The sequence below is a fragment of the Acuticoccus mangrovi genome (assembly GCF_016411865.1).
In the GTDB taxonomy this organism is placed as follows: domain Bacteria; phylum Pseudomonadota; class Alphaproteobacteria; order Rhizobiales; family Amorphaceae; genus Acuticoccus; species Acuticoccus mangrovi.
This window is the reverse complement of sequence record NZ_JAEKJA010000007.1, coordinates 157,355-179,649: the sequence shown is the minus strand read 5'-3', so window position 1 is coordinate 179,649 and position 22,295 is coordinate 157,355. Positions and strand designations below refer to the sequence as shown.

The 22,295-nt window shown below is 70.6% G+C and carries 24 protein-coding genes; 11 read left to right on the top strand and 13 right to left on the bottom strand.

Annotated features, from left to right (window positions below; all coding sequences use genetic code 11):
* Positions 1-8 precede the first annotated feature (8 nt).
* Positions 9-701, bottom strand: a complete 693-nt coding sequence (locus tag JCR33_RS10045) for a GntR family transcriptional regulator (protein WP_198881918.1) — start codon at positions 699-701, stop codon at positions 9-11.
* A 490-nt stretch (positions 702-1,191) separates the two neighbouring features.
* Between JCR33_RS10045 and JCR33_RS10040 the strand changes: the two genes are divergently transcribed.
* A complete protein-coding gene (locus JCR33_RS10040; RefSeq protein WP_198881917.1) occupies positions 1,192-2,025 on the top strand; it encodes a 5-oxoprolinase subunit PxpA in 834 nt (277 codons plus the stop codon).
* A gap of 33 nt (positions 2,026-2,058) precedes the next feature.
* Here JCR33_RS10040 and JCR33_RS10035 read toward each other — a convergent pair whose 3' ends face one another.
* The 3 genes from JCR33_RS10035 to JCR33_RS10025 form a co-directional block, all read right to left on the bottom strand.
* Positions 2,059-3,669, bottom strand: a complete 1,611-nt coding sequence (locus tag JCR33_RS10035; protein WP_198881916.1) for a TRAP transporter large permease — start codon at positions 3,667-3,669, stop codon at positions 2,059-2,061.
* A 12-nt stretch (positions 3,670-3,681) separates the two neighbouring features.
* Complete coding sequence (locus JCR33_RS10030) at positions 3,682-4,215, bottom strand: TRAP transporter small permease subunit (RefSeq protein ID WP_198881915.1); 534 nt, start codon at positions 4,213-4,215, stop codon at positions 3,682-3,684.
* 89 nt (positions 4,216-4,304) lie between these two features.
* Positions 4,305-5,399: a TRAP transporter substrate-binding protein gene (locus JCR33_RS10025; RefSeq protein WP_198881914.1), complete on the bottom strand. Its 1,095-nt coding sequence runs from the start codon at positions 5,397-5,399 to the stop codon at positions 4,305-4,307.
* 519 nt (positions 5,400-5,918) lie between these two features.
* On the opposite strand from JCR33_RS10025, the gene JCR33_RS10020 reads away from it, so the two are divergent.
* From JCR33_RS10020 to JCR33_RS10005, 4 genes are read left to right on the top strand one after another with little or no spacing between them, the layout of a single operon-like run.
* On the top strand, positions 5,919-6,680 hold the full coding sequence (locus JCR33_RS10020) for a gamma-glutamyl-gamma-aminobutyrate hydrolase family protein (protein WP_198881913.1): 762 nt from the start codon (positions 5,919-5,921) through the stop codon (positions 6,678-6,680).
* Positions 6,680-7,273, top strand: a complete 594-nt coding sequence (gene nthA, locus JCR33_RS10015; protein WP_198881912.1) for a nitrile hydratase subunit alpha — start codon at positions 6,680-6,682, stop codon at positions 7,271-7,273. Before JCR33_RS10020 ends, nthA begins: the two co-directional genes overlap by 1 nt.
* Positions 7,270-7,890, top strand: coding sequence for a nitrile hydratase subunit beta (gene nthB, locus JCR33_RS10010; protein WP_198881911.1), 621 nt, complete (start codon positions 7,270-7,272; stop codon positions 7,888-7,890). Before nthA ends, nthB begins: the two co-directional genes overlap by 4 nt.
* Positions 7,887-8,258: a hypothetical protein gene (locus JCR33_RS10005; protein ID WP_198881910.1), complete on the top strand. Its 372-nt coding sequence runs from the start codon at positions 7,887-7,889 to the stop codon at positions 8,256-8,258. Before nthB ends, JCR33_RS10005 begins: the two co-directional genes overlap by 4 nt.
* A 24-nt stretch (positions 8,259-8,282) precedes the next feature.
* Here JCR33_RS10005 and rsmD read toward each other — a convergent pair whose 3' ends face one another.
* Complete coding sequence (gene rsmD, locus JCR33_RS10000) at positions 8,283-8,837, bottom strand: 16S rRNA (guanine(966)-N(2))-methyltransferase RsmD (RefSeq protein WP_198881909.1); 555 nt, start codon at positions 8,835-8,837, stop codon at positions 8,283-8,285.
* A gap of 62 nt (positions 8,838-8,899) precedes the next feature.
* Positions 8,900-11,914: a pseudouridine synthase gene (locus JCR33_RS09995; protein ID WP_198881908.1), complete on the bottom strand. Its 3,015-nt coding sequence runs from the start codon at positions 11,912-11,914 to the stop codon at positions 8,900-8,902.
* A gap of 28 nt (positions 11,915-11,942) precedes the next feature.
* Here JCR33_RS09995 and JCR33_RS09990 point away from each other — a divergent pair, with 28 nt between their 5' ends.
* On the top strand, positions 11,943-12,371 hold the full coding sequence (locus JCR33_RS09990) for a nucleoside deaminase (RefSeq protein ID WP_198882209.1): 429 nt from the start codon (positions 11,943-11,945) through the stop codon (positions 12,369-12,371).
* Positions 12,372-12,415: 44 nt separating this feature from the next.
* On the opposite strand, the gene JCR33_RS09985 is transcribed toward JCR33_RS09990, so the two are convergent.
* The 7 genes from JCR33_RS09985 to JCR33_RS09955 all read right to left on the bottom strand — a co-directional run bounded on the left by JCR33_RS09985 (position 12,416) and on the right by JCR33_RS09955 (position 18,640).
* Positions 12,416-13,360 carry an acetamidase/formamidase family protein gene (locus JCR33_RS09985; RefSeq protein WP_198881907.1) on the bottom strand — a complete coding sequence of 315 codons (945 nt, stop codon included), beginning with the start codon at positions 13,358-13,360 and terminating at the stop codon, positions 12,416-12,418.
* 55 nt (positions 13,361-13,415) lie between these two features.
* On the bottom strand, positions 13,416-14,042 hold the full coding sequence (locus JCR33_RS09980; RefSeq protein WP_198881906.1) for a hypothetical protein: 627 nt from the start codon (positions 14,040-14,042) through the stop codon (positions 13,416-13,418).
* Positions 14,039-14,647: a hypothetical protein gene (locus tag JCR33_RS09975; RefSeq protein WP_198881905.1), complete on the bottom strand. Its 609-nt coding sequence runs from the start codon at positions 14,645-14,647 to the stop codon at positions 14,039-14,041. The genes JCR33_RS09980 and JCR33_RS09975 overlap by 4 nt, the downstream gene beginning before the upstream one ends.
* Positions 14,647-16,173, bottom strand: a complete 1,527-nt coding sequence (locus JCR33_RS09970) for an ABC transporter substrate-binding protein (protein WP_198881904.1) — start codon at positions 16,171-16,173, stop codon at positions 14,647-14,649. The genes JCR33_RS09975 and JCR33_RS09970 overlap by 1 nt, the downstream gene beginning before the upstream one ends.
* An 11-nt stretch (positions 16,174-16,184) precedes the next feature.
* On the bottom strand, positions 16,185-17,051 hold the full coding sequence (locus JCR33_RS09965; RefSeq protein ID WP_198881903.1) for an ABC transporter permease: 867 nt from the start codon (positions 17,049-17,051) through the stop codon (positions 16,185-16,187).
* Entirely contained in the window at positions 17,041-17,991 is a 951-nt protein-coding gene (locus tag JCR33_RS09960) for an ABC transporter permease (RefSeq protein ID WP_332461158.1), read from the bottom strand. The genes JCR33_RS09965 and JCR33_RS09960 overlap by 11 nt, the downstream gene beginning before the upstream one ends.
* 175 nt (positions 17,992-18,166) lie before the next feature.
* The gene (locus tag JCR33_RS09955; protein WP_198881902.1) at positions 18,167-18,640 is read right to left on the bottom strand and encodes an RrF2 family transcriptional regulator; all 474 of its coding nucleotides are present in this window, start codon (positions 18,638-18,640) and stop codon (positions 18,167-18,169) included.
* A gap of 209 nt (positions 18,641-18,849) precedes the next feature.
* Here JCR33_RS09955 and JCR33_RS09950 point away from each other — a divergent pair, with 209 nt between their 5' ends.
* Genes JCR33_RS09950 through JCR33_RS09930 form a run of 5 tightly spaced genes read left to right on the top strand, consistent with a single transcriptional unit; the run spans position 18,850 to position 22,278 of the window.
* Positions 18,850-19,305 (top strand): hypothetical protein, encoded by a 456-nt coding sequence (locus JCR33_RS09950; RefSeq protein ID WP_198881901.1) that lies wholly within the window; start codon positions 18,850-18,852, stop codon positions 19,303-19,305.
* A gap of 12 nt (positions 19,306-19,317) precedes the next feature.
* Complete coding sequence (locus tag JCR33_RS09945; RefSeq protein WP_198881900.1) at positions 19,318-20,043, top strand: MotA/TolQ/ExbB proton channel family protein; 726 nt, start codon at positions 19,318-19,320, stop codon at positions 20,041-20,043.
* 5 nt (positions 20,044-20,048) lie between these two features.
* Positions 20,049-20,447 (top strand): ExbD/TolR family protein, encoded by a 399-nt coding sequence (locus tag JCR33_RS09940; RefSeq protein WP_198881899.1) that lies wholly within the window; start codon positions 20,049-20,051, stop codon positions 20,445-20,447.
* Positions 20,444-20,872, top strand: coding sequence for a biopolymer transporter ExbD (locus JCR33_RS09935; RefSeq protein WP_198881898.1), 429 nt, complete (start codon positions 20,444-20,446; stop codon positions 20,870-20,872). Before JCR33_RS09940 ends, JCR33_RS09935 begins: the two co-directional genes overlap by 4 nt.
* Positions 20,869-22,278 (top strand): energy transducer TonB, encoded by a 1,410-nt coding sequence (locus JCR33_RS09930; protein WP_198881897.1) that lies wholly within the window; start codon positions 20,869-20,871, stop codon positions 22,276-22,278. Before JCR33_RS09935 ends, JCR33_RS09930 begins: the two co-directional genes overlap by 4 nt.
* Positions 22,279-22,295 lie beyond the last annotated feature (17 nt).

Sequence of the window (22,295 nt, the reverse complement as noted above, 5' to 3'; positions counted from 1 at the left end):
GCCGCGGGCTAGACCGCCGACAGCGTGTAGACGTGCCCGTAGGCCGCCTTGATCGCGGCAAGGATGTCATCGTTGCGGTGGATGATGTGCCGGCGCATCGCCGCCGCCGCCCCCTCCTTGTCGCGCGCCTCGATGCGCTCGAGGATTTTGCGATGCTGGGCCTGCGTGTTGTCGCGGCGCCCTTCCATCGCGATCCAGCGGATCAGGTGGATGCGGTCGTTGAGGTTCGACAGCAGGCTGCGGAGCACCTGGTTCTGGGAGAGCCGGGCGATGGTGTCGTGGAAGCGGATGTCGAGCTCGATGAGACGGTCCACCGAGACGTTGGGCGACTCCGAGGCGCTCTCGGTCAGGAAGTCGGAGAGCGCCTTCAGGTCCTCGTCGGAGGCGCGCTCGCAGGCAAGACGCGCGGTGCTGCACTCGATCTCGAGGCGCGCCTCGAAGAGGTCGCGCACCACTTCCGGCTTCAGATCGGGCACCGAGAAGCCGCGCCCCTGATTGTTGAGCAGCCCTTCGGCCACGAGCCGGTTGAGCGCCTCGCGCAGCGGGGTTCGGCTCGTATGCAGCTGCGCCGCCAGCATCACCTCGTTGATCTTCTGATTGGGCAGCAAGGCGAACCGCATCAAGAGCTCACGCAGCTCGTCGTAGGCGCGTTGGGATGACGAGACCGAACGCACATCGGCGCTTTCCTTCGAGGCGGCCATGATCGAATTCCGTACTCTTTTCTGTATGCTTATCTGTACGCATTCGGCTGCCGCGCCGTCAACCGGGGACCGACGCTCGTTATAGCGGGCGAACCAGTCAAGTTGTAAATGGCCGACGATGGAGAATTTCCTGCACTCTATCGTATTGAATGCGCCCATTCCTTGAGATGCCGCGCATTCAACACGTGTAGATTGAACTGTTTTCTTAAACAGACGCCGCACGCAGCCGAACGATCGGACCGCAGACGAGAACATCGCCCGCCGATCCGTGCGACAACCGAGGTCCCCGCGCGGGATCGACAGCCGTTCATCGATCGGCTGCCCGACGTGGCGCGACCACCCGCCTCGCCTCGCCGCTTCGGTCGTGGTCGCGGCGGCCCCCCGCGGTCGGCCATCCTCTCGGAGATTTGCCAGCCCGGCCGATTTCGTATTCTTTTCGGCTCGACCGCGGGCCGCCCGGCCCGGCCGGCGTGCAACGAGGCACAGGCGCATGACCACCCCGCAGACGATCGATTTCAACGCCGACATCGGCGAGGGTTACGGGGTGTGGGCGGGGCCCAACCAGATCTGGCGGGCGGATCTCGAACGCGGCGGCCCGATCGACAGCATCGACCCGCCGACCGCGGTGGAGCGCATCATGCGCATGGTGTCGTCGGTCAATCTCGCCTGCGGCTTCCATGCCGGCGATCCCTATCTCATCAAGCGCTACGTGGCCGCGGCAAAGGCCGCCGGCTGCCGCGTCGGAGCCCATCCGTCCTATCCCGACCTCGCAGGGTTCGGCCTGCGCTTCATGGACATGGGCGACGACGAGCTGAAGGCCGTCATCCAGTACCAGATGGGCGCGCTCGACGGCTTCCTGCGTATGGAGGGGATGACCCTCAGCCACGTGAAGTGCCACGGGGCGCTCTACAACCGCGCCGGCCAGGACGAGCGGATCGCCACCACCCTCGCCGAGGCGGTCGCCGAGTACCGCGAGGGGCTGCCGCTCTACGGCCTTCCCTTCTCCGCGATGGAAGCGGCCGCCGAGCGCGTCGGCGTGCCCTTCGTGCGCGAGGCCTTCTCCGACCGCGCCTACCATGCGAACGGCGCCCTGGTGGACCGGCGCCGCACCGACGCCATGGTCCTCGCGCCGGAGGCCGTCGTCGACCGCGTGACGCGGATGGCCGCCGAGGGCGTGGTGCGCAGCATCGAAGGCGACGATGTCAGGCTCGACCCCGGCACGATCTGCTTTCACGCCGACACACCCCCGGTGCTCGCCTTCCTCGCGGGAGCGCGGGACGGCATCGCGGCGCTCGGCATGACGATCGGCGCGCGGGCGGCTTAGGCCACCCCCGCCGGCCGGCACCGCTCGGCGCGGTCAGTCGCCGTAGATCGTCGTCGGCAGCCAGGTGGCGAGGCTCGGGAGGTACCAGAGCGCCACCAGCATCAACACCTGGATGAACACGAAGGGGATGATGCCGCGATAGATCGCCGTCGTCTTCACCTCCGGCGGGGCGACGCCGCGCAGGTAGAAGAGGGCGAAGCCGAAGGGCGGCGTCAGGAACGACGTCTGCAGGTTCACCGCCATCATGATGCCGAGCCACACCGGGCTCATGGTGCTGCCGTCCGGCATCTCCAGCATCAGCAGCACCGGCGCGACCAGCGGCACCACCACGAACACGATCTCGAGGAAGTCGAGGAAGAAGCCGAGGACGAACATCATCAGCATGACGGCGATCATCGCGCCCAGCGCGCCGCCCGGCATGCCGGCGAGCGTGTCCTCCACGAGCTGATCGCCGCCGAGGCCGCGGAACACCAGACTGAACAGCGCCGCGCCGATGAGGATGACGAACACCATCGAGGTGATCTCGGCGGTGGAGCGGACTACCGACGTCAGCACCCGCGCGCGGGCGATGCGCCAGAGCGAGACGACCACGCCGAGCGTCACGAGCGCCGTCAGGGCGCCCGCCGCGTAGATACCGATCATGTCGGCATCGGGGATGACGGTGCGCGACACGCGCAGATCCATCATGCTGGTGAGGATCAGCACGCCCACCAGCGCCGCCGTCGCGAGGTAGATGACGAGCGGCCGCTCCTCCTTCAGCCGATAGCCGGCGAGGAGGATCGCGCCGACGCCGCCCACCGCCGCCGCCTCGGTGGGCGTCGCGACGCCCGCGAGGATCGAGCCCAGCACCGCGACGATGAGCACGATCGGCGGCACCAGCGCGTGCATGATGCGCTTGAGCGTGATGGGGTTGTTCGGATCGGCCGGCACCGGCGGGGCCGCCGAGGGTTTCACCAGCGCCACGATCATCATGTAGACGATGTAGGCGAGCACCAGGATGATGCCGGGGATCAGCGCCCCGGCGAAGAGGTCGCCCACCGAGACCGGCGGTCCGGGCACGAAGGAGAAATCGCCCTTCGCCCACGCCTGCTCCTGCAGGACGCGCTGGGATTCGGAATAGGCGTTGGAGATCTGGTCGCCGAGGATCACGAGCACGATGGAGGGCGGGATGATCTGCCCCAGCGTGCCCGAGGCGGCGATGGTGCCGGAGGCGAGCGAGGGCGCGTAGCCCGTGCGCAGCATGGTCGGCAACGAGAGGAGGCCCATCGTCACCACCGTGGCGCCGACGATGCCGGTGGAGGCGGCGAGCAGCGCTCCCACCACGCATACGGCGATGCCGAGGCCACCGCGCATCGGGCCGAAGAGCTGACCCATCGTCTCGAGCAGCTCCTCGGCGACGCGGCTGCGTTCCAGCATCACGCCCATGAAGACGAAGAGCGGCACCGCCACCAGCACCTCGTTCGTCATCGTGCCGTAGATGCGCTGCGGCAACGCGTAGACGAAGGCGAAGTCGAAGACGCCCCACATGGAGCCGAGCAGCGCGAAGATCAGCCCGGTGCCGCCGAGGGTGAAGGCCACCGGAAAACCGGTCAGCAGCAGCACCACGGCCGCTGCGAACATCAGGACGTCGAGCGTCTCGCCCATGGGTCGGCCTCCTTAGTGCGGCAGCGTCTGGGGAGCGGGCGTCGCCGCGGCGCGGCCGGTGAGGACCATGAACGAGCGCAGGATCATCACGACCCCCTGCGCCGCCATCATCACGCCGAACACCGGGATGGCCGTCTTCAACAAGAACACGCCGGGAATGCCCGACGATTCCATCGACCCCTCGAGAATGCGCCAGGAGGAGGCGACATAGTTCCAGCTCGCGATCAGGATCGTGATCGACACCGGGATCAGCAGGAACAGGGCGCCCACGAGGTTGACGATCGCCCGATAGCGCAGCGAGGCGGATCGGTAGAAGATATCGACCCGCACGTGCCCGTCCTCGGAGAGCGTGTAGGCCGCCGCGAGCATGAACAGGAAGCCGTGCATGTAGACGATCGATTCCTGCGCCCACAGGTCGCCCGTCCCGAAGACGTAGCGCGCCAGCACGACGCCGAACTGGACGAGAACCATCGTCAGAACGAGCCAGGAGACGACTTTGCCGACGCAGCGGTTGAAGCCGTCGATGAGTGCCGCCACCGTCTCCATGCGTGACCTCGCGGAAATGCATCCAAAATGGGCGACGCTCGGTGCGCCGCCCATCGCGGTCTGAGGGCCCGTAGGGCCCGGGTGTGGGATTAGAGCTTGCCCAGCGAGCGGGTACGCTCGTTGGAGTAGTCCTGCTCGGCGACCTGGGTCCACTTGGACAGATCGGCCCGGGTCTTGAGGTAGGAGTCGCGCACGCGCTTGGCGAGATCGTCGTAGTCGCCGATCTTCATCACCACCTCTTCGGAGGCCTTGGCGAAGCCGTCGAAGACGTCCTCCGGGAACTTCTTGAGCTGCACGCCGTGCTGGCTCACCAGCGTGTCGAGCGCCTGACCGTTCTTGGCGGTGAACTCGGCGTACATCATCTCGTTGTCGGCGAGACAGCACTGCTCGACGATGAACTGGTCGGTCTTCGACAGTTCGCCGAACGCCGAGGCGTTGATGCCCGCGCAGATCGCCGAGCCCGGCTCGTGGAAGCCCGGATAGTAGTAGTTCTTGGCGATGCGGTAGAAGCCGAAGGCGAGATCGTTGAGCGGGCCCACCCACTCCGTGCCGTCGATGGCGCCGGACTGGAGCGCCTGGAAGATCTCGCCGCCCGGCAGCGCGATGACGTTGACGCCGAGCTGCCGCAGCGCCTCGCCGCCGATACCGGGCATGCGGAATTTCAGCCCCTTGAGGTCTTCCAGCGAGTTGATTTCCTTGCGGAACCAGCCGCCCATCTGAACGCCGGTGTTGCCGCACAGGAACGGCTTGACGCCGAAGCCGCCCGAGAGCTCGTCCCACAGGGCCTGACCGCCGAGGAACTGAATCCAGGCATTGATTTCCGGCGCCGTGAAGCCGAGCGGCACCGCGGTGAAGAAGGCGAAGCTCGGATGCTTGCCCTGCCAGTAATAGTCCGGCGCGTGGTACATCTCGGCGGTGCCGTTCGACACCGCGTCGAACGACTCGAAGGCCGGCACCAGCTCGCCCGCGGCGAAGAGCTTCACCGTCACGCGCCCGTCGGTCGCGGTGGTGATGCGGTCCGCCAGACGCTGCGCACCCACGCCGAGACCCGGGAAATTCTTCGGCCACGTCGTGACCATCTTCCACTCTTTGCGCCCCTGCGCGATCGCAGGAGTCGCCAGAGCGCCGGTCCCCGCGACGGCCGCAACGGCACCCGTAGTCTTCAGAAATGAACGACGATCCATCGAAAGCCCTCCTCCCAAGTTTCTCGCCCTCGGCCGATCCTGACCGATAAGTGAGCGGGAGGTGTAATCCGACCTCCGCGAACAGGACAAGGGTCTCGTGCAATGTGACGCATATTTAAGCAAACCGGTTTCTGTCCGCCCCGGCGGCGGCGCTCACGCGGTATTGTCCGGCCTGCGACCTTTTGCGATGCCCCGATCCTCGCGGTTGAATTAAGTAAAACCCATCAACCCGACCAGTTGTCGGGCGAGACGAGGGTTCAGCGCATGAATTATGGCAAGATTTTGAAGTCTTCATTGGCGGCCGGGCTCGGGTGGGCCGCGCTCGCGGCCGCGCCCGCGGCCGCGCGGACCGGGGCGCCGGAGGAGCTCTCCAGGAGCTGCCCGCTGGTCAATGTCGGGACCCCGAGCCGCCCCCGCCTCGTCAAGGATCCCGGCTGCAGCTCCGGCCGCTGACTGCTCCCCTTCCGGCGGCCGACAAAAGCCCCTAGATTTGGTCCGTCGGGCCGGATGGAGGGCAGCGTGGTTCAGCCGATGGTGATCGCGTCCTGCGACGCGATCGTTCACAACGGGCTCGCCTGGTCGGGCGGGCCATCCACCTACCTCAGCGCCGTCGCGCTCGCCGGCTGCCTGCCGGTCCAGCTTCCGACGATCACGACGCCCATCGACCCGACGGCTCTGCTCGACGCCGCCTCGGGCGTGCTGTTGACCGGCGCCCGCTCCAACGTGCACCCGAGCCTCTACGGCGCCGCGGAGACCGAGGAGGCGGGGCCCTTCGATCCCGATCGGGATCGCACCGTCCTGCCCCTCATTCGGGCCGCCCTCGACCGCAAGCTGCCGCTCCTGTGCATCTGCCGGGGGCTTCAGGAGCTCAACGTGGCGCTCGGCGGCACGCTGCACGTCGCCGTGCACGAGGTGCCGGGCCGCGACGACCACCGCGGCCCCTCCGATTCCGACATGGACGCCCGCTTCGCCCTGCGCCACACCGTGGCGCCCGCGCCCGGCGGCCGCCTCGCCGCAATCCTCGGCGACGCCGAGGTCAAGGTGAACTCGGTCCACCGCCAGGCCATCGACCGGCTCGCCGACGGGCTGGAGGTGGAGGCGCGCGCGCCCGACGGCACCATCGAGGCGGTGAGCGTGCGCGGCGCCGGCTTCGCCCTCGGCGTCCAGTGGCACCCGGAATATTTCGTCGCGAGTGACGGGCCCTCCGCCGCCGTGTTCGACGCCTTCGCCGACGCCGTGCGGGCCCATGCCCGCGGCGCCCGACCCGCGCGAGCGGCCTGATGAGCGAGGATCACAGCCACCTCGGCGACATGGAGGTGCGGGTGCGCGCCCTCCAGTCGCTCCTCGAACAGCAAGGCCTCGTCGACGCCGCCGCGCTCGACGAGCTCGTGGCGCTCTACGAGCACGAGGTGGGGCCGCAGAACGGCGCCAAGGTGGTGGCGCGCGCCTGGGTCGACGAGGCCTACGCCGCCCGCCTGTTTGACGATGCCACCCCCGCCATCGCCGAGCTGGGCTTCTCCGGGCGGCAGGGCGAGCACATGGTCGCCCTCGCCAACACGCCCGAGGTGCACAACATGGTCGTGTGCACCCTCTGCTCCTGCTATCCGTGGAGCGTCCTCGGCCTGCCGCCCACCTGGTACAAGACGCCCGCCTACCGGGCGAAGGCGGTCGCCGACCCGCGCGGCGTGCTGGAGGATTTCGGCATCGCCTTGCCGGAGGCGACGCGCATCAGGGTGTGGGACTCCACCGCCGAGGTCCGCTATCTGGTGGTGCCGATGCGCCCAGCCGGCACCGCGGGCTGGAGCGAGGAGGCCCTTGCCGCCATCGTGACGCGCGACTCCATGATCGGCACCGGCCTGCCGGTGGCCGCATGAACGGCCCGGCCGACATCGGCGGCGCGCACGGCTTCGGTCCGGTGACGCCGGAGCGCGACGAGCCGATCTTCCACGCCGAATGGGAGCGACGGGCCTTCGCCCTCACCCTCGCGATGGGGGCGACGGGACTCTGGACGATCGACCGCAGCCGCGCGGTCCGCGAGAGCCTGCCACGGCCGCTCTACTATACGTCCACCTACTACGAGATCTGGCTGACCGCATTGGAGCGTCTCGTCGCCGACGCCGGAGTGGCCGAAGGCGAGGCGGTGCCGCGCCAGGTGTTGACGGCCGACACGGTGCGCCCGGCGATGGCGCGCGGCGGACCGGTCGACCGGCCGGGCCCCGCCCCGGCCTTCGCCGCCGGCGACCGGGTGCGGGTGAAGCCGATGCGACCCGCCTCGCACACGCGCGCGCCGCAATATGTCCGCGGCCGGGAGGGCACCGTCGTGCGGGTGCACGGCGTCCACGTCTTCCCCGACACCAACGCCGCGGGCGCCGGCGAGGCCCCGGCTCCGCTCTACAACGTCGCCTTCGCCGCCGAGACGCTGTGGGGTCCGGACACCACCGCGGCGGACGTCCACGTCGACCTCTTCGAGCCCTATCTGGAACCGGCATGAGCGCCGCCCCCTCCCCTCCGGCCGCGATGGCGGACGACCTCGCCGACATCGCCCGCGCCACCGGCGAGGATCCGACCTTCGCCGCTCCCTGGGAGGCGACGGCCTTCGCGCTCAAGGCCGTGCTCGTCGAGCGCGGCGTGATCGACGCCTCCGCCTTCGCCGCCATCTTCGGCGAAGAGCTGCGGCGCGATCATCGGGCGCAGGACGACGGGACGGCCTATTTCGTCGCCTTCGTGGCGGCGCTGGAGCGGGCGAGCGCGGGGCTCGTGTCGGCCGAAGCGCTGCGCGCCGAGCAGGCGGACTGGCGCGCCGCCGCCGAAGCGACGCCGCACGGCGAGCCCATCACCCTCGCCCGTATCCGCCCTTAGGGCCGGGCGCCCGGCCGAGGCCCTTCAGCCGACGAGGGCGAAGATCGCGATGGCGCTGTCGCCGATGGTGCGCTGGTCGAGGCGCTCGAAGCCCCGGATCTCCTCGGGCAGGCGATCGGCGCGCTCCTCGAGCACCGCGATCGCCCCGGGGGCGAGCCATCCCGCATCCGCCACCGCCGCGAGGGCCGCCTCGCCGAGGCCGTGGCCGTAGGGCGGATCGCAGAAGACGAGGGTGAACGGGGCGACGGGGCACGGACCCGGCTTGGTGGCGTCGCGCCGCCACACCCGCGTGCGGCCGAGCGCGCCCAGCGCCTCGACGTTGCGGCGGATCGCGGCGCGCGCCTCGGTGGCCGTCTCCACGAAGAGGGCGAAGCTCGCCCCGCGCGACAGCGCCTCCAGCCCGAGCGCCCCGCTGCCGGCGAAGAGGTCGAGCACGCGCCCGTCGCGCAGTGCTTCGCCGTGGCGATGGGCGATGATGTTGAACACCGTCTCGCGCATCCGGTCGGTGGTGGGGCGGGTGCGGTCGCCGCGCGGGGCGACCAGCGAGGTGCCGCGATGGCTGCCGCCGACGATGCGCACGTCAGCCGCTCCGCCGCACCGCCCCGGCGCCCCGAAGAGGCGCGCGCTGCCGGCTCATCGGCTCAGCGCTTGCGAGGGCGACCGGACGCGCCGTCGCGCCCGCCGGCGCGGCTCGGCTTGGCGCCCGTCGACTTGGTACCCGTCGACTTGGCGCCCTTCGGCTTGAACGACGCGCGGGCGCTGTCGCCTCCCTTCGGCCGCGAGCTCCGCGACGCGCGGGCGGCGCCTTCGCCCCCCTCACGCCGCTGCCACGACCGGCCGCCACCGCCGCTCCCCTCGCGCTTCTGCCAAGACCGCCCGCCGCCTTCGCCCTGCGGCTCCGACCGGTCGCCGCCTTCGCGGCTCTCCCGCTTCTGCCAAGGCCGATCGCCGCCCTCGCGGTTCTCCCGCTTCTGCCAAGGCCGGTCGCCGCCCTCGCGGTTCTCCCGCTTCTGCCACGGTCGATCGCCGCCCTCGCGGTTCTCCCGCTTCTGCCAAGGCCGGTCGCCGCCCTCGCGGTTCTCCCGCTTCTGCCACGGTCGATCGCCGCCCTCGCGGTTCTCCCGCTTCTGCCAAGGCCGGTCGCCGCCCTCGCGGTTCTCCCGCTTCTGCCACGGTCGATCGCCGCCCTCGCGGTTCTCCCGCTTCTGCCAAGGCCGGTCGCCGCCCTCGCGGTTCTCCCGCTTCTGCCACGGTCGATCGCCGCCCTCGCGGTTCTCCCGCTTCTGCCAAGGCCGGTCGCCGCCCTCGCGGTTCTCCCGCTTCTGCCACGGTCGATCGCCGCCCTCGCGGTTCTCCCGCTTCTGCCAAGGCCGGTCGCCGCCCTCGCGGTTCTCCCGCTTCTGCCACGGTCGATCGCCGCCCTCGCGGTTCTCCCGCTTCTGCCAAGGCCGGTCGCCGCCCTCGCGGTTCTCCCGCTTCTGCCACGGTCGATCGCCGCCCTCGCGGTTCTCCCGCTTCTGCCAAGGCCGGTCGCCGCCCTCGCGGTTCTCCCGCTTCTGCCACGGTCGATCGCCGCCCTCGCGGTTCTCCCGCTTCTGCCAAGGCCGGTCGCCGCCCTCGCGGTTCTCCCGCTTCTGCCACGGTCGATCGCCGCCCTCGCGGTTCTCCCGCTTCTGCCAAGGCCGGTCGCCGCCCTCGCGGTTCTCCCGCTTCTGCCACGGTCGATCGCCGCCCTCGCGGTTCTCCCGCTTCTGCCAAGGCCGGTCGCCGCCCTCGCGGTTCTCCCGCTTCTGCCACGGCCGATCGCCGCCCTCGCGGTTCTCCCGCTTCTGCCAAGGCCGGTCGCCGCCCTCGCGGCTCTCACGCTTCTGCCAAGGCCGATCGCCGCCCTCACGGTTCTCCCGCTTCTGCCAGGGCCGGTCGCCGCCCTCGCGGTTCTCCCGCTTCTGCCACGGCCGGTCGCCGCCCTCACGCGACTCTCGCTGCCGATCGTCACCTTCGCGGTCTTCACGCTTTTGCCACGGCCGATCGTCGCCTTCGCGGTTCTCACGCTTCTGCCACGGGCGGTCGCCACCCTCGCGATTCTCCCGCTTCTGCCACGGGCGGTCGCCACCCTCGCGATTCTCCCGCTTCTGCCACGGGCGGTCGCCGCCCTCGCGGTTCTCCCGCTTCTGCCACGGGCGGTCGCCGCCCTCGCGATTCTCCCGCTTCTGCCAAGGCCGGTCGCCGCCCTCGCGGTTCTCGCGCTTCTGCCAGGGCCGATCGCCGCCCTCGCGCGGCTCTCTCTGCCGATCGTCACCTTCGCGGCCCTCACGCTTCTGCCAGGGGCGCTCACCGCCTTCGGGGCTCTCGCGCTTCTGCCAGGGCCGGTCACCCCCGTCGCGGCTCTCACGCTTCTGCCAGGGGCGGTCACCGCCGTCGCGGCTCTCGCGCTTCTGCCAGGGGCGGTCACCGCCTTCGCGGCTCTCGCGCTTCTGCCAGGGTCGGTCGCCGCCTTCGCGGCTCTCGCGCTTCTGCCAAGGGCGGTCGCCGCCTTCGCGGTTCTCACGCTTCTGCCAGGGGCGGTCGCCGCCTTCGCGGTTCTCCCGCTTCTGCCAGGGGCGGTCGGCGCCGTCGCGAGCTTCGCGCTTCTGCCACGGGCGGTCGGAGCGCGTGTCGCGGCCCTCGCCGCTCGGGGCGGTGTGGTGGCTTCCGGTGCGACGGGCCCCACGGTCGGCGGAGTCGGTCGCGCCGAAGCGACCCGACCGGCGGGGACGCTCGCCACCGCCGTCCCGCACCGGACGCGGCTTCGCCGGGCGCTCGCCCGACCCCCGACCCGTCGCCGCAACGGGCTTCGCCCGACGCGGCGGCGCCGTCACCGGCGAATCGAAGTCGGCCCCCGCCTCTTCCGCCAGGCGCGGGCCGAGCTGATCCTTCAGGAGCTTGGTCGGGATCTCCTTCACCTCCCCGCGCGGCAGGTCGCCGAGCTGGAAGGGACCGAAGGAGATGCGGATGAGCCGCGTCACCTGCAGCCCGAGCGAGCCGAGGACGATCTTCACCTCGCGGTTCTTGCCCTCCGCCAGCGACACCGTCAGCCAGCCATTGTCGCCGGTGACGCGGTCGACCGTCACCTCGATAGGACCATAGAGCACGCCGTCGACGGCGGTGCCTTCGGCGAGCGCGGCGAGTTGCGCCTCGTCGATCTCGCCGTGCACGCGGGCGCGGTAGCGGCGCGTCCACCCGGTCGCCGGCAGCTCGAGCACCCGGGCGAGGCCGCCGTCGTTGGTGAGGAGGAGCAGCCCCTCGGTGTTGATGTCGAGCCGGCCCACGGTGACGACGCGCGGCAGCGAGGACGGCAGAGCGTCGAACACGGTGCCACGCCCCTCCGGGTCGCGGTTGGTGGTGACGAGCCCCTTCGGCTTGTTGAAGAGCCAGGCCCGGGTGCGCAGACGCTGCGGGATCACCTCGTTGTCGACGCGCACCTCGTCCTTGTCGGTGACGACGACGGCCGGGGTCTCGAGCCGCACGCCATTGACTTTCACGCGCCCTGCCTCGATCAGCGCTTCGGCATCGCGCCGCGAGGCGACGCCGGCGCGTGCGATCACCTTGGCGACGCGCTCGCCTTCGCGGGGGGTGTGCGGCTCGTCCGCGGGCCGGTCGTCATCGATCGTGGTCATCTAAGGTGGATCAATCCTGATGTCATTCATGGACATGGCCCTTGCCGAGGCGCGCGCGGCGGCGGCGCGTGGCGAGGTGCCTGTCGGGGCTGTCGTGGTGCGCGACGGACGGGTGATCGCAAGCGCCGGCAACCGCACGATTACCGATGCCGACCCGACCGCTCACGCGGAGCTTCTGGCTCTTCGCCGCGCCGCCGCGGCACTTGCGTCAGAACGGCTGACGGGGTGCGATCTATACGTCACTTTGGAGCCCTGCGCCATGTGTGCTGGCGCGATCGCGTTGGCAAGGATCCGCCGACTTTATTTTGGCGCGCTCGACCCCAAGGCCGGGGCGGTCGAGAGCGGCGTGCGGCTGTTTTCCCAACCGACCATCCACCATCGCCCCGAGGTGTACGGCGGCTTCGCCGAGGCGGAGGCGAGCGAACTCCTCGCCGACTTCTTCCGCCGCCTGCGCTGAGCGCCCTGGCCCCGCAGGCTCGCAGGCGCGAGCCGCTTGTCGGCTCAGATGCCGATCAGTGAGCGCGACAGGACGCAGTGGGCGCCCTTGTGCTGGTTCACCGTCTGGGTGATGCGCAGATCCGCGGCGAGGCTCGCGAGCTGATAGGCGTCCGCCGGGGTGAGGTCGGTGCGGTCGGCCACCTGGTCGATCATGTCCGACAGGGCGCGCTCGGCGCAGCGGTCGAGGTCGGGATCCGTCGCCATGGTGATGAGGTGGGTCGGCGTGAGCGCGAAGGGGCGCGCCGTCGCGGCGCCCTTGTGGACGGCGAAGGAGAACACGCCGTCGAGCGCCGTCTCCACCGCGGTGCCGCACACCTCGCCGTCGCCCTGCACCGCATGACCGTCGCCGCAGGAGAAGTGCGCCCCCGCCACGAAGACGGGCAGGAACAGCGACGTGCCCGGCAGCAGCTCCTTGTTGTCGAGATTGCCACCGAAGGCGCGGGGGATGATCGAGGTGCAGCGTCCCCAGGCCGGCGGCGGCGCGACGCCCATCACGCCGAAGAAGGGCGACACCGGGATCTTCGTGCCCCACGGCGGCAGCACGAGCCCCGCGTCGCGGTCGATAGCGATCGTCACGCTGCGCCCTTCGGGAAAGCGGTCGGGCAGCGTGCCGCCGAGCGGACGGAAGAAGCAGTAGCCCCAGTCGGTGGAGAGGCGGATGTCGAGGATCTTCACCTCGAGGAGATCGCCCGGCTCGGCGCCCGCGACGGCCACGGGGCCGGTGAGGATGTGACCCGGCAGCATCCGCTCGCAGCGGGCGTGGATGTCGGCGAGGGCCGGCGGCACCACGAAGTCGCCTTCGGGGATCATCTCGGGGCCGCCGGAGACGGTCTCGATCGCGACCACCTCGCCCGGCTCGACGGTGAGGACGGGCGCCCGGCGCGCCTCCAGGTAGCCCCAGTGGCAGGCATCGGCGCCGGCGCGCAGCGTGTGGTCGACAGGGTCCATCGTGCGTCTCCTCCCGGCTCGCAGGCGCCCGGCGTCGGGTGCCGCGTGACGCATATCAGGCGGGGGCGGGCTCGGCCACCAGCTGCCCGGCCTTCAGCCACGGCAGAAAGCCGTCGAGAAAACGGGTGGTCGCCGGCATGAAGTAGCTGCCGTGGTGGTAGCAGGGATCGAGTGCGGTGACGATCATGGTGCCGGGCGAAGACACCGCGTCGACATAGAGCACCGAGCCGTAGTCGCCGACGTCGATCAGCGAGGTCGCCCCCTCCGGCACGTCGTAGAAGCCGTGATGGTGCCAGATCGCATCCTGCAGCGGCACGTGACCGAAGAAGGGATGGTCGGGCGCGACGGCGTGAAGGTCGAGGCTCCCGCCCTCCTTCCACCACCAGAAGTTCGTCGCGGTGTCGGTCCAGCGCACGCTTGGGAGCCAGGCGTGGGCGCCGGTGGAGCCCATCGCCACCACCGTACCGCCACGGGCGAGGAAGGCGTCGAACACCGCACGGTTGGGCACCAGCACCGAGGGATCGGTGCGACAGGTCACGAACAGCACGTCGGTGTCCGACAGGTCGGCGCGCGGCAGGTCGCGGACATAGAGAATGCGGTCGAACGCGTCGCGGAAGCGGAGGCCGTAGAGGGTGCGGTGGTGGTAGTAGGTGCCCGCGTCGAGTGCCGTCAGCCGTCTCATGGCATGTCCCTTTCCGCCCAGGCGATGAGCTGGGGCACGATCCGCCCCGTGGTGTCGTCGGAGTCGATGTACATCCAGAGATCGTTGCCGGCGTGCATCAGGATCTCGCCGCCGCCGGGACGCGCATAGACCCAGTCGCACGGCACCCGATCCTTGCCGACGCCGTTGAGCGCCACCGCCCCCACCGGCATCGGATTGTGGCCGCGCGCGTAGAATCCCGCAACGCCGCGGCGGAACGTGAGGTGCTCCGCCGCGACGCCCTCGAACACCGGGTGGTCGGCGAGCCGGTGGATCGCCAGATCGTCGAGACGGAAGGAGGACAGCGGCTCGAAGGGGGCGAACTCCGTCAGCATCGGCCAGGCGACGTGCCCGTTGAAGACGAGCCGGCCGCCGCGGTCGAGGAAGGCTTCGACGACGCCGGTGATCGAGCCGAAATAGCGCTGATCGAGATGGGCCGGCAGGAGGATCGCGCGGAACGGCGACAGATCCGTCTCGTGGAGGGCGTAGTGGTCGATCTCCACGGCGTCGCGATAGCGCTCGGTGACGGCGGGGAGATCCCCGCCGGCACCCTTGATGGGCTTCAGGAAGAGGCAGCGCGCGACCATCAGTCCGCCTGCTTGGACACGGACTTCAGGTCGTAGAAGAAGCCCGACGGATGGACGCGGAAGCCCTTCACCTCTGACCGCGCCGCCGCGGTGTAGACCTTGTGCACCAGCGGGATCACCACGGCGTCGTCGTGCAGCGCGGTGAGGGCCTCGAGATAGGTCGCGTCGCGCTCGGGGCCGGGGTCGAGGGTGCGGCCCTTGTCGACGGCGGCGTCGAACACCGGGCTCGCCCAGTTGGTGTCGTTGAGGCCCGCGGCGGAGTGGAACTGCGACTTCAGGTGAAGATCCGGATGGCCGGTCATCTCCGGCGTCCAGAACACCACGGCGATGTCGTAGTCGCCGGCCTTCACGAACTCCATCATGCCCTCGAAGGTGAACATACCGACGTCGCTCATCACGCCCTGCTCGGCGAGGAGCGCGGTCATCGCGTCGGTGATGAGGGGCATCTCGGTGCGCGTCGGGTAGGACAGCACGCGCAGGGTGAGCGGCGCACCGTCCTTCTGCCAGACGCCGTCGACCTTCGCGTAGCCGGCCTCCTCGAGGAGAGCGGCCGCCGCATCCGGATCATAGTCGTAGGACGGGGCGGTTTCCGGCACCAGGCCGAAGGAGGGCGAGAAGAAGTGCGTCGCCGGCAGCCCGACCCCTTCGAGCGCCGCGTCGACCACGAGGCCGCGGTCGATCATCATGTTGATCGCCTGGCGCACCCGCACGTCGCCCGTCGGCCGATCCTCGGCGACGTTGAAGGAGCCGTAGTAGAGGCCCGCGGACGGCTCGGCGTAGACGGTGGTGTCGTCGTTCGCCTCGAGCCGCTTCACGTCGGCGGGCAGCGGGTTGATGGCGAGATCGATCTCACCCGTCTCGAGCGCGATGGTGCGGGCGTTGTGGTCCGGGATGAAGCGGTAGACCACCTTCTCGAGCGCCGGCGCCTCGCCCCAATAGTCGTCGAAGCGCTCGGTGACGGTCTGCTGCTGCTTGGCGTACTCGGTGAACTCGAAGGGACCGGTGCCGACGGGCTTCACGAACTTGCCGTCCGCGTCGAACGAGGAGGCGGCGTAGATGCCGGTGATCGCGTCGGTGAGCTGGTTCGGCAGCGCCGCGAACGGCTCAGACGTCTCGATGACGAGCGTCTCCGGGTCCTCGGCGGTGATCGTCTCGATGTTGAGGAGATCGGCCGCATAGGGCAGCAGCGCGATGACCCGCTCCAGCGAGAGCTTCGCCGCCGCGGCGTTAAACGGCGTGCCGTCGTGGAAGGTCACGCCGTCGCGCAGGGTGAAGCGCCAGGTGGTGGGCGAGGTGCGCTCCCACGCCGTCGCGAGCCCGGGCACGAGGTTCATGTCGTAGTCGAGCTTGATCAGCGTATCGAGGATCTCGCTCTCGTTGAAGAAGCGGCTGCGGCGGGCGCCCATGTTGAGGGGCAGGCTCTCCCACATGGTGCCGACCACGAGCGTATCGTCGGCGGCCTTCGCCGGCAGCGGCGCGGCGATGGTGGCGAGGAGGAGCGCGGCGAGCGCGCGGGAGCGGATCATAGGATTTCCTTTCACGGCATGCGGAAATGGTCGGGGGCGCGGCCGAGGCCGTCGGACAGGAGGTCGCCGGCAAGGTTCGCGGCGAGGACGAGGCCCGCGATGGCGAGCCCGGGCGCCACCACCAGTAGGGGATGGGAGCGCATGTGGGTGCGGGCCTCGGCGATCATCGCGCCCCACTCGGGCGAGCCGGGCGGGCTGCCGAGGCCGAGGAAGGAGAGGCCGGCGAACGACAGCACCGCCCAGGCGAAGGAGAAGGCGGCGAGGGCGAGGACCGGCCCGAACAGCGCCGGCGCCACGTGGCGCAACGCGATGCGCACCGGATGGGCACCGAGGGCGACGGCCGCCGTCACGTGGGTGCGGGCGCGCTCGGCGAGCGTCATGTTGCGGATAACGCGGGCATATTCGGCCCAATGCACCGCCGAGAGGCCGATCACCACCGCGGTGAGGCTCACCCCGAGGACGCCCGCGACGATGAGGGCGACGGCGAGCGCCGGGACCGTGAGCACGCCTTCGCAAAGGCGCATCAGCACGCGGTCGACGGCGCCGCCCGCGAGCCCGGAGACGAGCCCCACCGCCGCGCCGATCAGGAGCGACAGGGCAACGACGGCCGCCGCCGCCACGGGGGTGTGGCCGAAGCCGGTGAGGAGGCGGGAGAGCGTGTCGCGGCCGAGCGGGTCGGTACCGAGGGGGTGAGCGAGGCTCGGCCCCTCCAGGCGGTCGAGAAAGCGCGTGGCGGAGGGGTCGTAGGGGGCGAGCGCCGGCGCGACCACCACGAGAAGGGCCATGGCGAGGAGGAGCACCAGCCCCGCCGAGGGACGCGGCCGGCGCACCGGCACCCGGACGCGCCGGACGAGGCGCAGGCTCGCGTCAGACCGCATCGCCGATCCTCGGGTCGATGGCGCTGATCGCGACGTCGACGAGGAGGTTGATGAGGATGGTGGCGGTGCCGATGAGGAGAAGCGCGCCCTGGAGGACGGGATAGTCGCGGCCCATCACCGCGTCCACCAGCAGGCGGCCGAGGCCGGGCCAGGCGAACACCGTCTCCACCACGATGGCCCCGTCGAACATCCGCGCGGCCTGGAGGCCGAGCACGGTGAGGATCGGCGCCATCGCCCCCGGCGCCACGTGGTGAAGGAGCACCTCGCGCCGGCCGAGCCCCTTGGCGAAGGCGGTGCGCACGTGCGGCTCGCCCATCGCCACGATCAGGCTGGAGCGCACGAAGCGGGCGACGAGACCGGCCGACGACGTCGCGATCACGAGGGCGGGCAGCACGACGTGGGCGGGGCTGCCGAAGCCGGAGGACGGCAGCCAGCCGAGCATCAGCGAGAAGAACAGCACGAAGAGCAGCGACTGCCAGAAATTCGGCACCGACATGCCGACCACCGAGACGCCCATCAGGATCCGGTCGACGAGCGTGCCCCGCCACACCGCCGCGGCGACGCCGAGCGGCAGCGCGATGAGGAGCATCATCACGAAGGCGGTGCCGACGAGCGTGAAGGTCGCCGAGAGGCGCAGAGCGAGCTCGACCGACACCGGATCGCCGGTGGCGAAGGAGGTGCCGAGGTCGCCGGTGAGGACGCCGCCGAGCCAGCGGACATATTGGATCGGGAGCGGGTCGTCGAAGCCGTGGGTGGCGCGGAAGGTGGCGACGGCCTCGGCGGACGGGCGCTCGCCGTCCATCTCGGCCGTCAGGATGACCTCGGCGACGTCGCCGGGCAGGAGCACGAGGATGGCGAAGCCCGCGACCGACAGCGCGGCCAGCAGCACGACCGCGTAGGCCGCGCGTCGCCCCAAGAGTTCGCCCAACGATCCTGCCACCGAAACGGTTCTCCCGACCCCGTTCCGGCGCCTATCGGCCTATCTAACTCGGCAAGTCAACTTATTCCTGAGCCCCCTTCGGAGGGAAAAATACCAATCTAGAGTCGTTTAATCGGGACGTGGTTCTGGGTTAGAATGAAGCTAAACTATAATTTGTCTAATTCTGTACTTGATCTTACTCGGTGACTGGTCGGGGACCGAGCCCGAGCGCGCGCGCCTGAGCGGTCAGCGGGCCGACGTGATCGTCGGTGATGAGGTCGAGCAGCGTCATCCGGTCGAGGGCGCTGAGGAAGGCCTTCAACCCCTGGCCGAGCGCGAGGTTGAGGTTGCGGTCGACCGTGCCGTCGTAGATGCGCTGGCTCGCGATCAGCTCGGCCGGCTGACAGTCGCGGAAACGGGGCTCGAACGCCCGCACCACGGTGCCGATCGTGATGCGATCGGGATCCGCGGCCAACCGGATGCCTCCATTGCGTCCGCGATAGGAGGTGATCAGATCGGCCTTCGTCGCCGTCTTCAACAACTTGAAGATGGTGTACTCGCTCAGCTCCGTCGTCTGCGCGATGGCACCGACGCGCACCAGATCAGGATGGTGCGTCGCGCAGTGGGCGAGAACGCGCAGGGCGTATCGGGTTTGCTCAGTCAGCCGCATCTGACGATGTCTAGCATCTTTTATTTCTTTTCTAGATCAAAAATTCGTCGTGATCGCCGTTTGCACATCGGGCTGTCTCCCCTGCGGCATGTCGTCGGACCCCAAACCGCATTGCGTTGCCTTGTCGGACTAAGTGAACTGGGATAGTCCACTTTGTCGATATCAGACGGGCCTGGCTAGGGCCTTGGATCGCGACTTGGAGGAGGACGATGGGTTTTCGACTGGGTACGGCATTCGCCGCGGGGGCGATGCTGACTGCCGCAATGGCCGCGCCGGCCCTCGGCGACACCACCGCTGCGGCACCGGACGCCGCGGCCCCGACCCTTCACCTCGAATTGAACAACCTCGCCCCGCACGCCGACGGCTGCCGCGTCACCTTCCTGGTGCGCAACGGCCTGCCGTCGGCCATCGACGAGCTCAGCCTCGAGGTGGCCGTGTTCAAGGCCGACGGGCCCATCGAGCGGCTGATGCGGCTCAACTTCGGCGTGCTCATCAAGGACAAGACCCGCATCCGCCAGTTCGATCTCGACGGCACCCCCTGCCCGGATATCGGCCGCATCCTCGTGAACGACGTCGCCACCTGCGACGGACCCTCCCTCACCCCGCTCGACTGCCTGAAGGCCATCGAGGTGGGGGACGACGCCAAGATCCCGTTCGGCCTCTGATCGGACCATCTCATGGACACTGCAGCTGATACCGCCGGGACCCTCTCCCTGGAAGGCGCGCTGGCGCTCATAGACCGCGGCGGACCGGTCGTCGCGATCCTGCTCGTGCTGTCGGTCATCGTGGTGGCGGTCACCCTCGCCAAGATCTACCAGCTCCACCATGCCGGCGTCGGGCGGCATCGCCGCGCGACGCTCGCCGTGCGCCAATGGCGCGAGGGGAACACCGCGGCCGCCTTCCAGACGGCGTCCGACGACTCGCTCGCCTCGGAGACGGTCGCCCGGGCGATGGATCTCGTCGCCGACAACGACGCCGAGCTGGCGCGCGAGCAGGTGGAGAGCTTTGCCGCCACCCGCCTCCACGCCCTCGGCCGCCTGACCGGCCTTCTCGACACCATCGCGCAGGTCGCCCCCCTCCTCGGCCTGTTCGGCACCGTGCTCGGCATGATCGAGGCGTTCCAGGCGCTCGAAGGGGCCGGTGCGGCGGTCGATCCGTCGATCCTCGCCGGCGGCATCTGGGTGGCGCTCTTGACGACCGCGGTGGGCCTTGCCGTCGCGATGCCCGCCTCGGTGCTCGCGAGTTGGTTCGACGGGCGCCTCGAAAACGAGCGGGTGGCGCTCGACGCCCTCCTCACCGACATCTTCGCCGCGCCCGAACTCGTGGAGCTGGTGCCGGAGACGGCGGTGCCCGGCCATCCCGCCACCCCCCGTGCGGCCGCCACCGCGACGGCTGTCCCCTGAGCGCCATGGCCCTCGCCAGCCCGAACCGGCGTCGCCGCCGGCTGACCCTCACGCCGCTCATCGACGTGATCTTCCTGCTGCTGCTCTTCTTCATGCTGTCGTCAACCTTCCTGCGCTTCGCCGCGGTGGACGTCGCGACTGCGACGTCCGGCGCGGCACCCGCCACGGGCGGCGTGCCGGCGACGCTGGTGGTGAGCGCCGAGGGTGCGCTCGCCCTGAACGCCACCCCGGTGACGCGCGACACGCTGATGGACGAGATCGCGGCCCTCGCCGAGGCCGGCGCCCGACGCATCCTGGTGCGCGCGGCGCCCGGCGCCTCGGTGGAGGACCTCGTGGGGGTCATGGAGCTGGTGCGCGGCGGGCCGCTGCCGATGGCCCTTTCCGGGGCCCCGGTCTCCCCATGAGCCGCCGTCGCCCCCTCGCCGCGCCGAAGTCCCGCCGCGCCGCGCCGGAGAGCACCATCGCGCTGATCAACGTGGTGTTCCTGCTGCTCGTCTTCTTTCTCGTGGCGGGCACCCTGTCGGCGCCGCGCGATCCCAACGTGGAGCTCGCCACCGCCGAGCGCTTCGACGCGACCCCGCTCGCGCCCCAGGCGATCTACATCGCCGCCGACGGGACGATGCGCGTCGCCGGCGAGATCGTCGCCCCGGAGGAGGCGCTCGCCACCATCGCCGCGCTGCCCGACCCCGGCGACACGGTGGTGATCGTTCCGGACCGCAACCTCGAGGCGGCGACCCTGTTGGCGCTGCTACCCCGCCTGCACGGCACGCCGGATCGGCCGTTCCGCCTGATCGTGCGCCGTCCCGCCGCCGGCGAGGCCCGCAGATGACACCGCTTCCGGGCCGTGTCCTCTTCGTCGCCCTGCTCGCCTCGGTGCTGATCCACCTCGGTGTCTTCGCCGTGGTGTTCCGCGAGCCGATCGAGAAGACCCCGTCCGACCCGCCGCCGCCGGTGTTCGTGGTGCCGACCACCACCCAGTCGGACGATCTGGTGGAAGGCTCGCAGGAGGCCGAGGCGGCCGAGACCGCGAGCGAGGCCGAAGAGGCCGAGATCGCCGAGGTGACTCCCGAGGCGATGGCCGAGGAGGCGCCGGAGATCGAGCCCACCGAGACGGCCGAGACGACCGCCACCCTGCCGGAGGCCGTCGACGACGTGCCCGAGACGATCGACGACGCGCCGGAGGTCGATGCGGCAGAGGTCGCCGAGGCCGCCCCGGTGGAGGAGGCCGCCCCCATCGAAGAGGCCGTCGACCCGGTCGAGACCGCCGATGCCGCGCCGGTGGAGGACACCGCACCGCAGGACGTCGCCGAGGTCGCCGAAGCGGAGCCCGTGAGCGAGGCGGAGCCTGCCGCGGAGGCGGTGCCGACGGTGGAGGCCACGCCGCCGACGCCGACCGTCGACGTTGCCGAAGCGCCGCCCGCCGAGGCGGCGCCACCCGCCGTCGCCGCCCCCACCGCGGTGACGCCCGACCCGGTGGAGACGCAGGTCGCCGAGGTCCCGAGCGAGGTGGCCGAGACGGCCGAGCCGAGCCCCGACGTCGCCGCCGCCGCACCGCCGGAGCCGGAGACCGCCGAAAATCCCGACGTCGCCTCGGTGACCGCCGTCGCACGCCCGGACGACGACTGGATCCCCTTCCCGACGGCCCGCCCCGCGCCCGACGGCCCGGCCCCGCCGATCGATCCCGACTACGTGGCCGCGCTGGAGACGATGCCGGCGCCCGCCCCCAACCCCGTGCCGCGGGCGATACGGGAGGCGACGCCGGCGCCGGAGCGGCCCGAGCCCGAGCCTCCGGCGCCCACCCGCACGGCGGAGCCGCGCCGCGAGGCGCCCCAGCGCCAGGCCGCCACCCGGCAGCGTGATCCGGCCGCCGAAGCCCGCTCCCGCGAGCGTCAGGCCGCCGAGCGTGCCGCCGCCGCGGCCCGCGCCCAGGCGCGCCGCCAAGCCGCCGCCGCCTCGGCCCGGGCCGAGGCCCGGTACGCCAACGCCGTGCGAGGGCGCATCGCCCGCTCCTTCGGCCGCGCGAGCCGCCGCCTGGGCGGCTCCGGCACCACCAACGTATCGGTGACCATCTCGCGCAGCGGCAACGTCACGGGCGCGCGCATCGTGTCGGGCTCGGGAAGCGGGGCGATCGATTCGGCCGCCCTCTCCTCGGTGCGGTCGGCACGCTATCCGTCCTTCCCCGCCGAGATCACCCGCTCGAGCCTCACCTTCACCGTGCCGCTCCGGGTGCGCTGACGAAAAAAGACCGGGCG